The sequence below is a fragment of the Kaistia granuli DSM 23481 genome (assembly GCF_000380505.1).
GTDB classification, from domain to species: Bacteria; Pseudomonadota; Alphaproteobacteria; order Rhizobiales; family Kaistiaceae; genus Kaistia; species Kaistia granuli.
Window position 1 is genome coordinate 173,022 of sequence record NZ_AQYH01000005.1, and the last position, 13,314, is coordinate 186,335.

The 13,314-nt window shown below is 66.3% G+C and carries 14 protein-coding genes and 1 tRNA gene; 4 read left to right on the plus strand and 11 right to left on the minus strand.

Annotated features, from left to right (window positions below; translation table 11 throughout):
- The first annotated feature begins 74 nt into the window (after positions 1-74).
- Entirely contained in the window at positions 75-395 is a 321-nt protein-coding gene (trxA, locus tag G342_RS0106445; RefSeq protein WP_026304185.1) for a thioredoxin, read from the plus strand.
- 81 nt (positions 396-476) lie between these two features.
- Here the strand turns inward: trxA and G342_RS0106450 are convergent, their stop codons facing one another.
- The 3 genes from G342_RS0106450 to trpA all read right to left on the minus strand — a co-directional run bounded on the left by G342_RS0106450 (position 477) and on the right by trpA (position 3,673).
- Entirely contained in the window at positions 477-1,796 is a 1,320-nt protein-coding gene (locus tag G342_RS0106450) for a bifunctional folylpolyglutamate synthase/dihydrofolate synthase (RefSeq protein WP_018182296.1), read from the minus strand.
- A gap of 99 nt (positions 1,797-1,895) precedes the next feature.
- On the minus strand, positions 1,896-2,816 hold the full coding sequence (gene accD / locus G342_RS0106455; RefSeq protein ID WP_018182297.1) for an acetyl-CoA carboxylase, carboxyltransferase subunit beta: 921 nt from the start codon (positions 2,814-2,816) through the stop codon (positions 1,896-1,898).
- A 14-nt stretch (positions 2,817-2,830) separates the two neighbouring features.
- The gene (trpA, locus tag G342_RS0106460) at positions 2,831-3,673 is read right to left on the minus strand and encodes a tryptophan synthase subunit alpha (RefSeq protein ID WP_018182298.1); all 843 of its coding nucleotides are present in this window, start codon (positions 3,671-3,673) and stop codon (positions 2,831-2,833) included.
- 221 nt (positions 3,674-3,894) lie between these two features.
- Here trpA and G342_RS0106465 point away from each other — a divergent pair, with 221 nt between their 5' ends.
- Positions 3,895-4,287, plus strand: a complete 393-nt coding sequence (locus tag G342_RS0106465; protein WP_018182299.1) for an endonuclease domain-containing protein — start codon at positions 3,895-3,897, stop codon at positions 4,285-4,287.
- A 107-nt stretch (positions 4,288-4,394) separates the two neighbouring features.
- On the opposite strand, the gene trpB is transcribed toward G342_RS0106465, so the two are convergent.
- The 8 genes from trpB to aroA all read right to left on the minus strand — a co-directional run bounded on the left by trpB (position 4,395) and on the right by aroA (position 12,314).
- Positions 4,395-5,618, minus strand: a complete 1,224-nt coding sequence (gene trpB / locus G342_RS0106470) for a tryptophan synthase subunit beta (protein WP_018182300.1) — start codon at positions 5,616-5,618, stop codon at positions 4,395-4,397.
- Positions 5,615-6,307, minus strand: a complete 693-nt coding sequence (locus tag G342_RS0106475; RefSeq protein WP_018182301.1) for a phosphoribosylanthranilate isomerase — start codon at positions 6,305-6,307, stop codon at positions 5,615-5,617. Before G342_RS0106475 ends, trpB begins: the two co-directional genes overlap by 4 nt.
- A gap of 263 nt (positions 6,308-6,570) precedes the next feature.
- Positions 6,571-6,915: a lipopolysaccharide assembly protein LapA domain-containing protein gene (locus G342_RS0106480; RefSeq protein ID WP_018182302.1), complete on the minus strand. Its 345-nt coding sequence runs from the start codon at positions 6,913-6,915 to the stop codon at positions 6,571-6,573.
- A gap of 8 nt (positions 6,916-6,923) precedes the next feature.
- Positions 6,924-7,208 (minus strand): integration host factor subunit beta, encoded by a 285-nt coding sequence (gene ihfB / locus G342_RS0106485; RefSeq protein WP_018182303.1) that lies wholly within the window; start codon positions 7,206-7,208, stop codon positions 6,924-6,926.
- Positions 7,205-8,209 (minus strand): signal peptide peptidase SppA, encoded by a 1,005-nt coding sequence (sppA, locus tag G342_RS0106490; RefSeq protein WP_018182304.1) that lies wholly within the window; start codon positions 8,207-8,209, stop codon positions 7,205-7,207. The genes ihfB and sppA overlap by 4 nt, the downstream gene beginning before the upstream one ends.
- Before the next feature lie 141 nt (positions 8,210-8,350).
- Positions 8,351-10,051, minus strand: coding sequence for a 30S ribosomal protein S1 (gene rpsA / locus G342_RS0106495; protein WP_018182305.1), 1,701 nt, complete (start codon positions 10,049-10,051; stop codon positions 8,351-8,353).
- A 284-nt stretch (positions 10,052-10,335) separates the two neighbouring features.
- The gene (gene cmk, locus G342_RS0106500; protein ID WP_018182306.1) at positions 10,336-10,959 is read right to left on the minus strand and encodes a (d)CMP kinase; all 624 of its coding nucleotides are present in this window, start codon (positions 10,957-10,959) and stop codon (positions 10,336-10,338) included.
- The gene (gene aroA, locus G342_RS0106505; RefSeq protein ID WP_018182307.1) at positions 10,956-12,314 is read right to left on the minus strand and encodes a 3-phosphoshikimate 1-carboxyvinyltransferase; all 1,359 of its coding nucleotides are present in this window, start codon (positions 12,312-12,314) and stop codon (positions 10,956-10,958) included. The genes cmk and aroA overlap by 4 nt, the downstream gene beginning before the upstream one ends.
- A gap of 199 nt (positions 12,315-12,513) precedes the next feature.
- Here aroA and G342_RS0106510 point away from each other — a divergent pair, with 199 nt between their 5' ends.
- Complete coding sequence (locus G342_RS0106510; protein WP_018182308.1) at positions 12,514-12,906, plus strand: TIGR02300 family protein; 393 nt, start codon at positions 12,514-12,516, stop codon at positions 12,904-12,906.
- 120 nt (positions 12,907-13,026) lie between these two features.
- Positions 13,027-13,102, plus strand: a tRNA-Ala gene (locus G342_RS0106515).
- Positions 13,103-13,314: the final 212 nt, after the last annotated feature.

Sequence of the window (13,314 nt, forward strand, 5' to 3'; positions counted from 1 at the left end):
CCCGTTTGCCTTGACCGGGATGGGGCGGGTTCCTACCTTAGAACCACTCTCTCCCATCCTTTTTGAGGCTTGCCATGGCGACTGCCAAAGTAACGGATAGTTCCTTCGACGCCGACGTTCTGGGGGCATCCGGCCCGGTTGTCGTCGATTTCTGGGCGGAATGGTGCGGTCCCTGCCGCATGATCGCGCCCGCGCTCGAGGAAATTCAGACGGAGATGGAAGGCAAGGTGACGATCGCCAAGCTGAACATCGACGAGAATCCCGACATCGCGGTTCGCTACGGCGTGCGTTCGATCCCGACGCTGATCCTGTTCAAGGACGGTGAGCCGACCTCGATCCAGGTTGGCGCCGCGCCGAAGAGCCGGCTGGCCGAATGGATCAAGGGCGCGATCTGATCGCTCTACCATCGACGTCGAACGGGGCCCTCGCGGCCCCGTTTTCTTGTCCGGACGCCGGCTGACCGGCATCTTCCGTGTTCAGCGCGGCAGGGTTCCGTTGGCGGCGAGCACGGTGCCGCCGAGATAAAGCGACCCGCAGATCAGGATGCGCGGCGCGATGCCGGGCGGCAGCGCCTTGCGGATCGCTGCCAGCGCCGCCTCGACGCCAGACGTGGCGCTTGACGCGATGCCGGCCGCTTCGGCGGCGGCAGCGAGCTCGAGCGGATCGCGCCCGGCGTTCGAACCCTCAATCGGCACGGTGTAGACATGCTGCGCCAGGCCGGCGAAGGGGCGGAAGAAGCCGACCGGGTCCTTGGTCACCAGCATGCCGGCGATCAGGTAGAGCGGCCGCGAGACTCGTTCCTCGAGATCGGCGACCGCCTCGGCGACGACAAGGCCAGCGCCCGGGTTGTGGCCGCCGTCGAGCCATATCTCGGATTCGGGCGGCGCCTGGTCGACCAGCCGGCCGCTGGTGAGCCGCTGCATCCGCGCCGGCCATTCGACGTTCTGCAGACCGGCCTCGATCGCCGCGACCGGCACGTCGAGGCTGGAGCGGCGCAGCGCCGCGATGGCGGCGCCGGCATTGACGAACTGGTGGCGCCCGGGCAGGCGCGGCGGCGGCAGATCGAGCAGCCCGTCCTCGTCCTGGTAGACGAGCCGGCCGCGCTCGGCATGCGCCACCCAGTCCTGGTTGCCGATGAACAGCGGCGCCCGGAGCTTCGCCGCGTCGCGCTCGATCACGTCGAGCACGATTGGTGTCTGCGGCGCGACGATGACGGGCCGGCCCTGCTTGATGATGCCGGACTTCTCGTGCGCGATGCCGTCGAGGGCGCTGCCGAAGAACTTTTCGTGGTCGAGCGAGATGGGCGTGATCACGGCCACGTCCGGACGGTCGACGATGTTGGTGGCGTCATAGCGACCGCCCAGCCCGACCTCGAGCAGCGTCACGTCGGCCGGGTGATCGGCGAACAGCTTGAAGGCGGCGGCGGTGGTGATCTCGAAATGGGTGATCGGCGCGCCGTCATTCACCTTCTCGATGTCGAGCAGCGTGTCGACCAGCTCGTCCTCGTCGACGAAGCGGCCGCCACCTTTCTGGCCGATGCGGATGCGTTCGTGGAAACGCACCAGATGCGGCGAGGTGTAGACATGCACGGTGAGGCCGGCCGCCTCGATCATGGCGCGCAGGAAGGCGGTGGTCGAACCCTTGCCGTTGGTGCCGGCGACATGCAGCACCGGCCCCAGCTTGGTCTCCGGCGCGCCCAGCTTCGCCATCAGCGGCTTCAGCCGATCGAGCGAGAGGTCGATTTCCTTCGGGTGGAGCTGGAACAGGCGCTCCAGGATGACGGTGCTGCGGTCCATGACGCGATCCCGTGGCGTGGCCAAAATCCACGCAAAGGCCGGCCGCGGCCCCTGGGACCGCCGACCGGTGGATTGATTGATGCGCAGGCCTGGCGGCGATCAGGTCGCCAGGGCGACGTCCTTCGCGACGGGCGCCGCCGGAGCCTTGATGGCCTTGGCGGGTGCCTTCGCCGGCTGCGGGCCGAGCACGCCGCAGAGCCGGGCGATCGTCTCGCGGAGCTGGTGGCGGTGGACGACCAGGTCGACCATGCCGTGCTCGTTCAGGAATTCCGAGCGCTGGAAGCCGGCCGGCAGCTTCTCGCGGATCGTCTGCTCGATGACGCGCGGTCCGGCGAAGCCGATCAGCGCGCCGGGCTCGGCGATCTGGATGTCGCCCAGCATGGCGTAGGAGGCGGTGACGCCGCCCGTCGTCGGATTGGTCAAGACGACGATATAGGGCAGCTTCGCCTCGCGCAGCGCGATGACGCCGGCCGTGGTGCGGGGCAGCTGCATCAGCGACAGGATGCCTTCCTGCATGCGGGCGCCGCCGGAGGCGGCAAACATGACGAAGGGCTGCTTGCGCTTCAGCGCCGCTTCCATGCCGGCGATGACCGCTTCGCCGGCGGCCATGCCGAGCGAACCGCCCATGAAGTCGAAATCCTGCACGGCCGTGACCATCGGCACGCCCTCGACGGTGCCGGCGCCGACCAGGATGGCGTCCTGCAGGCCGGTTTTGGTGCGAGCGTCCTTCAGGCGGTCGGTATAGCGGCGCTCGTCGCGGAACTTCAGCGGGTCGATCGCGACGTCGGGAACGGCGATCGACTCATACTTGCCGTCGTCGAAGAAATAGGAGAGGCGCTTCGGCGCGCTCATCCGCATGTGATAGCCCGAATTCGGGATCACGTAGTGATTGGCCTCGAGGTCGCGATGGAACACCATCTCGCCGGTCTCGGGGCATTTGATCCAGAGGTTCTCGGGAACCTCGCGCTTGTTCAAGAGGCTCTTGATCTTCGGACGAACGACGTCGTTGATCCAGTTCATCGCGTAATCCTTGTTCAGGCGGCGACCGATTTGCGGGCTGCGCGAACGCCGCCCGCCAGATCGGAAACGAGTGCCAGGACGGCCGGCACGGTCGCGGGGGTCGCGCGGCCTTCGCTGTCGAGCGACGCCGCGACGGCCGAGACGATGGCCGAACCGACGACGACGCCATCGGCATTCGCGCCGATGGCTGCCGCCTGCTCGGCTGTCCTGACGCCGAAACCGACGGAAACCGGTAGATGGGTGTGGCGCTTGATCCGCGCAACGGACTCGGCGACACGCGAGGCGTCGGGAGCTGCCGAGCCGGTGATGCCGTTGATCGAGACGTAATAGACGAAGCCCGACGTATTGGCGAGCACCGCCGGCAATCGCTTGTCGTCGGTGGTCGGCGTCGCCAGGCGGATGAAGTTCAATCCGGCCTCGAGCGCCGGCAGGCAGAGCTCGTCATCGGCCTCCGGCGGCAGATCGACGATGATCAGTCCGTCGACGCCGGCGGCCTTCGCCGCGGCGACGAAGGCTTCCGAGCCGAAGGAATAGATCGGGTTGTAATAGCCCATCAGCACGATCGGCGTCGCATCGTCCGACTGGCGGAAGGTGCGGACGAGGTCGAGCGTCTTCTGGAGCGTCTGGCCGCCCTTCAGCGCGCGCAGGCCGGCGGCCTGGATCGCCGGGCCGTCGGCCATCGGATCGGAGAACGGCATGCCGAGCTCGATCACGTCGGCCCCGGCCCCGGGAAGGGCCTTCAGCAGCGCCAGTGTGGTGTCCGGGTCGGGGTCGCCGGCCGTCATGAAGGTGACGAGCGCGGGCCGACCCTCGGACTTGAGGCTCGCGAAGCGGCGGTCGATGCGGGTTTCAGTCATGACAATGGGCCTAGGCTCGATGCATTGTTGCGTCAAGTCGACGACGGGGCGAATGAAGGCGCGGCTCCCTCTTCACCTCTCCCTGAGGGAGAGGTCGGAGCGAAGCTCCGGGTGAGGGTTTAGGGAACCATCCGGTACGGACGTAAACCCTCACCCGCCGGCCTTCGGCCGTCGACCTCTCCCTCAGGGAGAGGTGAAGCCAGTGGCCGGGGGAGCGACCGATGGAACGGTTCAGGTCAAGAGCGCGCGCGCTGAGATCGTCGCAGACCTCGGCCGAGGCACGGCTCTGGTACCTGCTGCGCGGACGAAGGCTGGCCGACTGGAAGTTCAGGCGGCAACATCCAATTGGTCGACATGTCGTCGATTTCGTGACGATGGCCGGCAGGCTGGTTGTCGAAGTCGACGGCGCGACGCACGGGAGTGATGCGGAACGGGCGCATGATGCGCAGCGAACCGAGATCCTTCGGTCGCTCGGATTCCATATCCTGCGTGTATCAAATACCGACATATATGAAAATCTGGCAGGTGTTGCCGAGGCAATCCTGCGTGAGCTGGCGATAGGCCGATCTTCACCTCTCCCTGAGGGAGAGGTCGACGGCGAAGCCGGCGGGTGAGGGTTCATGGCGTTTCCGGAGAGGGCGTAAACCCTCACCCGGCCCTGCGGGCCGACCTCTCCCTCAGGGAGAGGTGAAGAACGCATGTCCCCCATGAACCGCATCAATCAGATGTCCATGCCGAGGAGCTTGCCCACGGTGTGGACGTCCTTGTCGCCGCGGCCGGAGAGATTGACGATGATGGTCTTGTCCTTGGCCATGGTCGGCGCGACCTTGATCGCCTGGGCGATGGCATGCGCCGATTCCAACGCCGGAATGATGCCTTCGACGCGGGTGCAGACCTGGAAGGCGTCGAGCGCCTCCTGGTCGACGATCGGCACATACTGGACGCGGCCGGTGTCGCGCAGCCAGCTATGCTCGGGACCGACGCCGGGATAATCGAGGCCAGCCGAGACCGAATGGCCTTCGAGGATCTGGCCGTCGGCATCCTGCAGCAGATAGGTGCGGTTGCCGTGCAGCACACCGGGGCGGCCGCCGGTCATCGAGGCGGCGTGGCCGTTCTCGATATCGACGCCGTGGCCGCCGGCTTCGACGCCGACAATCTCGACATCCCTGTCGTCCAGGAACGGATGGAACAGGCCGATGGCGTTCGAGCCGCCGCCGACGGCGGCGATGATCATGTCGGGCAGGCGGCCTTCCTGCTCCAGCATCTGGGCGCGCGCCTCGGTGCCGATCACCGACTGGAAGTCGCGCACCAGCTCGGGATAGGGATGCGGGCCGGCGGCGGTGCCGATCAGGTAATAGGTGTCCTCGACATTCGACACCCAGTCGCGCAGCGCCTCGTTCATGGCGTCCTTGAGCGTGCCGTTGCCGGCGGTGACGGGATTCACCGTCGCTCCCAGCAGCTTCATGCGGAAGACGTTCGGGGCCTGCCGCTCGACGTCGGTGGCGCCCATGTAGACGAAGCAGGGCAGACCAAAGCGCGCCGCGACGGTCGCGGAGGCGACGCCGTGCTGACCGGCGCCGGTCTCGGCGATGATCCGCGTCTTGCCCATGCGCTTGGCGAGCAGGATCTGGCCGAGGCAGTTGTTGATCTTGTGGCTGCCGGTGTGGTTCAGGTCCTCGCGCTTGAAGAAGATGCGCGCACCGCCGAGATGCTTGGTCAGGCCTTCGGCGAAATAGAGCTTCGAGGGACGGCCGGCGTAGTGGGTCGAGAGTGCCTGCAGCTCGGCCTTGAAGGCGGGGTCGGCCTTGGCGTCCTCATAGGCCTGCTGCAGCTCGAGGATCAGCGGCATCAGCGTCTCGGCGACGAAGCGGCCGCCATAGATGCCGAAATAGCCCCGTTCGTCCGGGCCGGTCTTGAACGAGTTGGGCTGGACGGGAGCAGTCACGACGTCATCCTCTCGCCGGCAATCGTCCGGCCTTTGTCAGCATTGGATCGGAAGCCGCGAATGGCGGCGATGAAAGCCTGGATCCTGTCCGGATCCTTGATACCGGGGGCGGTCTCCACGCCCGACGAGGCGTCGATCCCGAACGGCCGTGTCAGCGCCAAGGCTTCCGCTACGTTGTCTGCGTCGAGGCCGCCGGAAAGCATATAGGAAAGCCTGGGGTCAAGCGCATCGAGCAGGCGCCAGTCGAACGACACGCCATTGCCGCCGGGCCGGTCCGCGCCCTTGGGCGGCTTGGCGTCGAGCAGCAGGCGATCGGCGACCGCGGCATAGGCGGGGAGTCCGGCGAGGTCCTCGGCGCCACGAATGCCGAGCGCCTTCATGACCGGGAGGCCGAAGCGCGACCGGACCTCGGCGACGCGGGCGACGCTCTCGCCGCCATGCAGCTGCAGCCAGTCGGGCCTGACCGTCGCGACGATCTCCGCGAGCGAAGCGTCGTCCATGTCGACCGTCAACGCGACGATCTCGGCCCGGCCGCGGGCGCGGGCGGCCAGCGTGGCGGCACGCTCGAGCGAGACGGCGCGCGGACTCTTCGGAAAAAAGACGAAACCGATCATGTCCGCGCCGGCGGCAAGCGCGGCGTCGACGGTCGCCTCGGTCGAAAGACCACAGATTTTGACGATCACGGACATAGTTCAACAATCACGGCAAGTGAGGTGATCACGGTATGGCGCAAGGGTTTGCCACGAAAGCGGGCCCAAGTCCAAGAAAGATGCTGCCGGGCCGATCCGGAAAGACGGCCGGAACGGTGGTGCGCGGCAGCGGTGGCAAGAGACGTCGCGATATGCACCCGGATCTGGCCGCTATCAAGGCAGTCGGGCATCCGGGCTCGCGCGTCGTTTCGGGAAGGTCCGGGGCGGCGTCGAAGAAAACCTTTGACGGATGCCGGAGCCTGTCAGGCCGCGTCGCGGCGGACGGCGGGAAGCGTCGTGGCGGGACTGGTCGAGCTGGCGCGATACTGGGCGGTCTCGCGGCGCATGTCCTTCGCCTCGTGCTTCAGGCGGCGGGCCTGGCGACGCCATCGGCCTTGGCCGAGCCAGGTGGCGACACCGCCGATGACGACGCCGACGGCAACGGCCGCGAAGACCAGCGCATAGAGCGGCATGGCGATCGCCACGGCCGGATCGGCCGCGTTGAACGGATCGAGCGACAGGGCGACGTCGTGGCGGTTGGCGACCGAAAGCGCGACCGCGACGATGGCGACCGGAACGAAAACGACGACCGCCAGTATCTTCTTCATGGACACGGCTAGTCCTCGTCGTTGAGACGCTCGCGCATCTCCTTGCCCGTCTTGAAGAAGGGCACGTATTTCTCAGTCACCTCGACCTTGGAGCCCGTGCGCGGGTTGCGGCCCTGGCGGGCCGGCCGGTTCTTGACCGAGAAGGCGCCGAAGCCGCGCAGTTCGACCCGGTCCCCCCGCGCCAGCGCATCGATGATCTCGTCGAGGATCGAATTGACGATGTGCTCCACATCTCTTTGATAGAGATGAGGGTTCTGCTCGGCGATCTTCTGTACCAGCTCGGACTTGATCACCGTGGTGCCCCCTCAGCGTTCAGACCGGACGGAGCGTGCCAAACGGATAGGAGACCGTCAAGCTGGAGTCTGGCCGGGATCAGCTCGGCGACGCCGCTGGCGCGCAGCAAGTCGGCCGGAATGCCGATTTCGCGGGCCAGCCACACGATCGCCGCGCTGCCGAACGGGAAGGACAGCGCCGATTCCTCCGGCTTCCAGTCGATGACGTTGAGCTTGGCATCGACGCCCTTCGCCCTGGCGAGCCAGGCGATCGCGACTTCCTCGCCGCCGATCTCGTCGATCAGCCCGGCCTCGAGCGCCTGATGGCCGGAGAAGACGCGGCCGTCGGCAAGCCCGAGCGCCTTCGGGCGGTCGAACTTGCGCCGTTCGGCGACGATGTCGACGAACCAGCCGTATGTATCGCGGACCAGGCTGTCGATGACGGCGAGCGCTTCCGGCGTCGGCGGCGCGAAGGGCGAGGGCGCGGCCTTGAGCGGCGACGACTTCACCTCGGTCAGCTTGATGCCGAGCTTTTCCATGGCACCGCTGACTTCGGGCGACTGGAACAGCACGCCGATCGAGCCTGTGATCGAGGTGCGGTAGGCGACGACGTGGTCGGCGGCGATGGCGCTCATATAGGCGGCCGAGGCGCCGACGGTGCGGATGGCGGCGACCGTCGGCTTCTTGGCCGAGAGCTTGCGGATGGCGTCATAGAGCGCTTCGCCGCCCGTGGTGGCGCCACCACTGGAGTTGATCGAGACGATGACGCCCCGGACCGCCGGGCTGTCGCCGAGCTTCTCGATCAGATCGAGCTGGGCCCGGTTGTCGGAGATGAAACCGGAAAGCGTCAGGCGGGCGATATGCGGGCGCGACCGGCCCGTCAGCGCCTCGGTGCCGCCGACTGCCAGCAGGGAAGCGCCGACGATGGCGAGGACCGCGGCGACGAACGCCAGGATGCGCCAGGTGGTCAGCTTCCGCCGCAAGCGGCGGCGGTCGATGATCTGGTCCGCGTCGATGCTCATGGCCTTGCGCCTCCGGATACCCACGAAGGCTCAAGGGGTTAACTGTTTTGCGAGACGAAATCAAACGGCGCGTGCGGCCGGTGGAAACGAAAACGCCCCGGACAAGCCGGGGCGTTTCCTGATTTTCAAGGGATGGGACGATTACTCGTCGCCGCCCTGGCGTGCCTTGAGGGCCGCGCCGAGGATGTCGCCGAGCGACGCACCCGAATCCGACGAACCGAACTGGGCAACCGCTTCCTTCTCTTCGGCGATTTCCAGCGCCTTGATCGAAACGGCGACCTTGCGGGCCTTCTTGTCGAAGTTGGTGATGCGGGCATCAACCTTCTCGCCAGCGGCGAACCGCTCCGGACGCTGCTCCGACCGATCGCGCGACAGGTCGGCGCGACGGATGAAGGAGGTCAGGTCGGTGTCGGCGATGCGGACTTCGAGGCCAGCTTCGGTGACAGCGAGGATCTCGCAGGTCACGACCGAGCCCTTGCGGACTTCGCCCGAGACTTCGACGAACGGATCGCCGCCGACCTGCTTGATGCCGAGCGAGATGCGCTCCTTGTCGATGTCGACGTCGAGCACCTGCGCCTTGACGATGTCGCCGCGGTTGTACTCGTCGATGACCTGCTCGCCGGGACGGTTCCAGTCGAGATCCGACAGGTGGACCATGCCGTCGACGTCGCCGTCGAGACCGATGAACAGACCGAACTCGGTCTTGTTCTTGACTTCGCCTTCGACGATCGAGCCGATCGGATACTTCTCCGAGAAGCTCTCCCACGGGTTCGACAGGGTCTGCTTCAGGCCGAGCGAGATACGACGCTTGACCGGATCGACCTCGAGGATCATCACGTCGACTTCCTGCGAGGTCGAGACGATCTTGCCCGGATGGACGTTCTTCTTCGTCCAGGACATCTCGGAGACGTGGATCAGGCCTTCGATGCCCGGCTCGAGCTCAACGAACGCACCGTAGTCGGTGATGTTCGTGACGCGACCCGAGAACTTGGCGCCGACCGGATACTTGGCCTCGATGCCCGACCACGGATCGGCCTCGAGCTGCTTCATGCCGAGCGAGATACGGTGCGTCTCGTGATTGACGCGGATGATCTGCACGCGGACGGTCTGGCCGATCGAGAGCACCTCGGTCGGATGGTTGATGCGGCGCCACGCGATGTCGGTGACGTGCAGCAGGCCATCGATGCCGCCGAGGTCGACGAACGCACCGTAGTCGGTGATGTTCTTGACGACGCCTTCGATGATCTGACCTTCTTCGAGGCTCTGGACGAGCTCCGAACGCTGCTCGGCGCGGGTCTCTTCAAGCACGGTACGACGCGAGACGACGATGTTGCCGCGACGCTTGTCCATCTTGAGGATCTGGAAGGGCTGCGGCGTGTGCATCAGCGGGCCGACGTCGCGAACCGGGCGGATGTCCACCTGCGAGCGCGGCAGGAAGGCGACGGCGCCGTCCAGATCGACGGTGAAGCCACCCTTGACCTGGTTGAAGATGACGCCCGTGACCTTCTCGTTCTTGTTGAACTGCTCCTCGAGACGGATCCAGCTCTCCTCGCGGCGAGCCTTGTCGCGCGAGAGAACGGCTTCGCCGAGAGCATTTTCAACGCGCTCGAGATAGACCTCGACCACATCGCCGACCTTGAGCGCGTTGTCGCGACCCGGGCCGTTGAATTCCTTGAGCGCCACGCGGCCTTCGGTCTTCAGACCGACGTCAATGACCGCGAGGTCCTTCTCGATAGCGACGATCGTACCCTTGACGACGCTGCCTTCGAAAAGGTCTTCGTTGGCGAAGGACTCTTCGAGCAGGGCGGCGAAATCTTCGCGGGACGGATTGGTAACAGCCATGAAAACTCCTGGTGCCATCTCTGGCATGCGTCGGCGGTTGGTGTTGCGAAAACCCGCGATCTCGATCCTGCCCTCGACGGAAATCAGGGCTACCGCTTGGGGCGGACCGACGCTTCCGGATCGGGATGCGGGTACTTATCCATGCTTTCGAGACGTCAGCCCGCCATCGCAAGAGGCGCACAGACGTCCGGATCGCACAGATCAGGGCTCTATATAGGGTCGCTGCCGGTGCGGCAAGGTAAAATTGGCCGGTTTCTGCGACTTTGCCGCTGGGTCGCGTTCAATCACTCGTGTCCGGCCTCGACGATCGCCACCGCGGCCTGAAAGGCGGCGTCGGCGTCGAGCGCCGTGGTGTCGAGACGAATGGCGTCGTCGGCCTGGCGCAGCGGGGCGGCGGAGCGATGCGAATCGCGTTCGTCACGCTCCAGAATCTCGGCCAGGATGCGTTCGTAGGGGACGTCGCGACCCTTGGCGTTGAGCTCGTCCGTGCGGCGTCGGGCGCGCACTTCCGGCGAGGCGGTGACGAAGATCTTGACGTCGGCATTCGGGCAGATCGCCGTGCCGATGTCGCGGCCGTCGAGCACGGCGCCGGGCGGCGTGCGGGCGAAATCGCGCTGGAAATCGACCAGCGCGGCGCGCACTTCCGGGTGGACGGCGACGCGCGAGGCGAGTTCGCCGGCCTCGCGGCCGCGCAGGTCGGCATGGGCGAGATCCTTGGGCCGCAGCTGGCGGGCAACGGCGCCGGCGGCTTCCGGATCGTCGAGATCGAGGCCCTGTTCGGTCATCAGCCGGCCGATGGCGCGGTAGAGCAGGCCGGTATCGAGATGGTTCAGCCCGTAATGCTGGGCGAGCTTGACGGCGATGGTGCCCTTGCCGGCGGCGGCGGGTCCGTCGATTGCGATGATCATGCTGCGGGAGGCTCCGCCTTCTCGAAATGGGCTCCGAGCCCGCTCATCAGGCTCTGGAATTCGGGGAAACTGGTCTGGACCGGGCCGAAATCGTCGATCGTCACGCCGGCATGGCCGGCCAGGCCGAGGACCAGGAAGCTCATGGCGACGCGCGGATCGAGCCGGGTCGTGACGCGGCCGCCGCCGATCGACGGCGCGCCGCCCGTCACGGCGAGCGATTCCGGCCCTTCCTCGACCGTGATGCCGTTGGCGGCGAGGCCGGCGGCCACCACGGCGATGCGGTCGGAGGCCTTCATCCGCAACTCGCCCAGCCCGTCCATCATCGTGGTGCCTTCGGCAAAGGCGGCGGCGATCGCCAGAAGCGGATATTCGTCAATCATCGCCGGTGCGCGCTCCGGCGGCACGACGACGCCCTTGAGCCGGCTGCCGCGGACGTGGATGTCGCCGACTTCCTCGCCACCGAGCGCCCGGCGGTTGGAAATGCGGATGTCGCCGCCCATCTCGACCAGCGTCTCGATCAGGCCGCTGCGCATCGGGTTCAGCAATACGGATTCGATCGTCAGGTCGGAGCCCTCGACCAGGAGCGCCGCGACGAGCGGAAAGGCGGCGAGGCTCGGATCGCCGGGAATGGCGATCGCCTGCGCCCTGAGGTCGCGCCGGCCTTCGAGCCGCACGATGCGCTCGCCATCCTCGTTGCGGTCGATCTCGATCGCGGCGCCAAAGGCGGTCAGCATGCGCTCGGTATGGTCGCGCGTCGCCACCGGCTCGATGATCGTCGTGACGCCGGGCGTGTTGAGGCCGGCGAGCAGCACGGCCGACTTCACCTGGGCGGAGGCGACCGGCATGCGGTATTCGAGCGGCAGGGTGACGTCGGGACCCTTGATCGTCATCGGCAGCCGGTCGTTGGAACGGGTGATCGCCTGCACACCCATGCGGCGCAACGGATCGAGGAAGCGGCTGAACGAACGACCGCGCAGCATGGCGTCGCCGGAGAAGGTTGCGGCGATCGCTTGGCTGCCGACCAGTCCCATGGCCAGCCGGACGCCTGTGCCGGCATTGCCGAAGTCGATGACGTCCTCCGGTTCCAGGAAGCCGCCGACGCCGAGACCGCGCACGCGCCAGGCGCCAGGCGCCGATCGCGTCACCAGCGCGCCGAAGGCCCGCATGGCTGAAACCGTCGCCAGGATGTCGTCGCTTTCCATCAGTCCGTCGATCGTGGTTTCGCCGATTGCCAAGGCGCCCAGCATCAGCGCACGATGCGAGATCGACTTGTCGCCGGCGACGCGGACGCGGCCGCTGAGCGGGCCCATCGCGGTCGCGGTCAGCGGGGCGGGCGGACGAAGCTGGGATGACATGGGATCGGGTTCCTCGGGCGTTCGGCAGGTGCGAAACGGGTGGTCGCGCATGCGGGCTCAGAGACCTGAAGGGACGGTCGTCGGATAGCACGGCAAGCCGGCGGCGTCATCCGGCTTGGACCGCCGGATAGAAATGCTTTTGACAGGGCCGATGCGAGTCATTATGGGAGGCCCGCTCTTTTAACCGATGAGGCACGACGTGGCGAAAGCGGAACTCGGCACCAAGCGGGTCGACCCGGAGACGGGCAAGAAGTTCTACGACCTGAACAAAGATCCCATCGTTTCGCCCTTTACGGGCGTTTCGTATCCTCGCTCCTACTTCGAGTCCGGCCCGGCTGCCAAGGCACGGCCGGCGAATGTGGCGGATGACGAGGATGAAGTTGAGGACGAGGTCGTCGAGAAGGACGCCGAGTTCGTCAGCCTCGAAGAGGCTGATGAAGAGGCATCCGGCGGCGTTAGCGCCGCGGTGAGCGACGATGACGACGACGTCGAAATCGCCGACGATGAAGTGGATGACGTCTTCATCGAGGAAGAAGAGGAAGGCGATGACGTTGCCGATATCATCGGCGGGGTCGAGGACGAAGAGTCCTGAGGCTATCCACAGGCGCCAGTCGATTTTCTCGAATTGGCGCTTGATTTGAAAAAGAGCGCGGCTTAAGAGTTGCGCCGTTCCCGGGGGGTCCCAACCCCTCGGTTCTTTAAGAGAAAGCGTGGGGCCATAGCTCAGTTGGGAGAGCGCTTGAATGGCATTCAAGAGGTCGTCGGTTCGATTCCGATTGGCTCCACCAATTCTCCACCGAAAGCCGCCCACCGGGCGGCTTTTCGTTTTTCCGGCCCGCGTGACGGCTGTCTGCGATCGCCGATCGCCAACTCCCTCGCTGTTTCTGACCGGCGCCGGCTTCCGACGCTTCGGCCGGAACCCTTGTTGCCTTCCGCCGTTTGCCGGATCAGGGGGCGATATGCTGACAAGACACCTCACAAGCCCGAAAGTGCGCCGCGC

Coding starts and splice junctions, on each gene's coding strand:
- G342_RS0106480 (WP_018182302.1), bottom strand. CDS start 6,915: ATGAAGAAGATACTGGCGGTCGTCGTTTTCGTTCCGGTCGCCATCGTC.
- accD (WP_018182297.1), bottom strand. CDS start 2,816: ATGAACTGGATCAACGACGTCGTTCGTCCGAAGATCAAGAGCCTCTTG.
- trxA (WP_026304185.1), top strand. CDS start 75: ATGGCGACTGCCAAAGTAACGGATAGTTCCTTCGACGCCGACGTTCTG.
- G342_RS0106475 (WP_018182301.1), bottom strand. CDS start 6,307: ATGTCCGTGATCGTCAAAATCTGTGGTCTTTCGACCGAGGCGACCGTC.
- aroA (WP_018182307.1), bottom strand. CDS start 12,314: ATGTCATCCCAGCTTCGTCCGCCCGCCCCGCTGACCGCGACCGCGATG.
- G342_RS0106450 (WP_018182296.1), bottom strand. CDS start 1,796: ATGGACCGCAGCACCGTCATCCTGGAGCGCCTGTTCCAGCTCCACCCG.
- rpsA (WP_018182305.1), bottom strand. CDS start 10,051: ATGGCTGTTACCAATCCGTCCCGCGAAGATTTCGCCGCCCTGCTCGAA.
- cmk (WP_018182306.1), bottom strand. CDS start 10,959: ATGATCATCGCAATCGACGGACCCGCCGCCGCCGGCAAGGGCACCATC.
- G342_RS0106465 (WP_018182299.1), top strand. CDS start 3,895: ATGGAACGGTTCAGGTCAAGAGCGCGCGCGCTGAGATCGTCGCAGACC.
- sppA (WP_018182304.1), bottom strand. CDS start 8,209: ATGAGCATCGACGCGGACCAGATCATCGACCGCCGCCGCTTGCGGCGG.
- trpA (WP_018182298.1), bottom strand. CDS start 3,673: ATGACTGAAACCCGCATCGACCGCCGCTTCGCGAGCCTCAAGTCCGAG.